The organism is Streptomyces sp. NPDC002130, from assembly GCF_040296465.1.
Classification (GTDB): domain Bacteria; phylum Actinomycetota; class Actinomycetes; order Streptomycetales; family Streptomycetaceae; genus Streptomyces.
In genome coordinates this window covers 1-1,164 of the sequence record NZ_JBEOXI010001086.1, presented here as the reverse complement: position 1 = coordinate 1,164, position 1,164 = coordinate 1, and the positions used below count along the sequence as shown (strand labels likewise).

The following is a 1,164-nucleotide window of genomic DNA, read 5'->3' as shown; positions in this document are numbered from 1 at the left end:
GTGCTCTCCGAGGACCACCTGACCCCGGTCGCGGCGGTGTGCCTCTGGTACGACGAACAACAGGTTGAATGTCATGAAGGAAAGCGCGATCGCGGCGAGAACGGGGCTGAGCAGGCTCTCCATCGTGTAGGCGACCTGCGACGCCGACAGCGCACGGGTGAAATCGGCCTCGTCGGTCACGATGTCGGGAATCACCGCCTGGAACGTGGGAGTGAACGCTGCCGACGCAGCTTGCAGAACGCCTACCAGCACGTAGATGTGCCAGATCTCGCTGACGAAGGGCAAGGCGAGCACAACCGCTGCGCGTATGGCGTCGAGCGCGACGAGGAAAGCCCGTCTCGGCAACCGGTCTACGTACGCCGCCGCGAGCGGAGCGATCACGACGTACAGCGACATCTTGATCGTCAGCGCGGTGGCGAGCACCGCTCCGGCACTGGGTCCGGCCAGTTCGTAGGCGAGTAGACCCAGGGCAACCGTCGCCAACCCGGTGCCGAACAGCGCGATGATCTGGGCGCTGAAGAGCAGGCGATAGTCGCGAATCAAGAACAGACGCATGCTGTTCCGCTCCGGTGCGGTCCTAGCGGTCCGGTTCATCTGGTTTCACTCCCGCGACAAGGTTGAAAGCTCCGGTCAGGATATTGAGGGCCACGATTCCGACTACGTCGGCGATCTCGCGATCACCGTAGCCGTACGCTCGAAGGCCCGCGATGTGTTCGTCCGAAATCGAGGCAGGTTCCCGATAGACGCGAAGTCCGAGGTCGATCATCGCCGCGATGGCGGGATCGGCCGAGGTGCCCGCGCGGGCGCGCTCGATCTCGTCCAACTCGACGCCGTTGGCGTGCGCGGCGGCAACGTGGGCTTCTAGGCACACGGCGCAACCTTGCTGGACCTGCACAGCGATCGAGATTCGCTCGGTGATCTTGCGGCTGAGTTTCGCGCGCTTCATTGCGCGGCTGAGTTCCAGATAGCCGCCCAGCACTGCGGGCGAGTGAGCCATCGCCGCGACCATGTCGCCGACCTGTCCGTGACGGTTGACGAGCTCGGCGAGAAGGTCTTTGGATGTGCCGACAGCGGTGGCCGGTGTGAGAGCAGCCACTCGGTGATACGTGCCTTGGCCTCGACCACGCCCAGGCCGTCCAGAATGACGCCGGTACCGGAGGAGTT

Annotated in this window: 2 protein-coding genes; both read right to left on the bottom strand. The window is 64.4% G+C overall.

Annotated elements, in window-relative coordinates:
• A partial coding sequence (locus tag ABT116_RS48625; protein WP_351647969.1) for an MFS transporter occupies window positions 1-555 on the bottom strand: 555 nt, incomplete at its 3' end.
• A 22-nt stretch (window positions 556-577) separates the two neighbouring features.
• Window positions 578-1,096, bottom strand: a complete 519-nt coding sequence (locus ABT116_RS48620) for a carboxymuconolactone decarboxylase family protein (RefSeq protein WP_351647967.1) — start codon at window positions 1,094-1,096, stop codon at window positions 578-580.
• Window positions 1,097-1,164 lie beyond the last annotated feature (68 nt).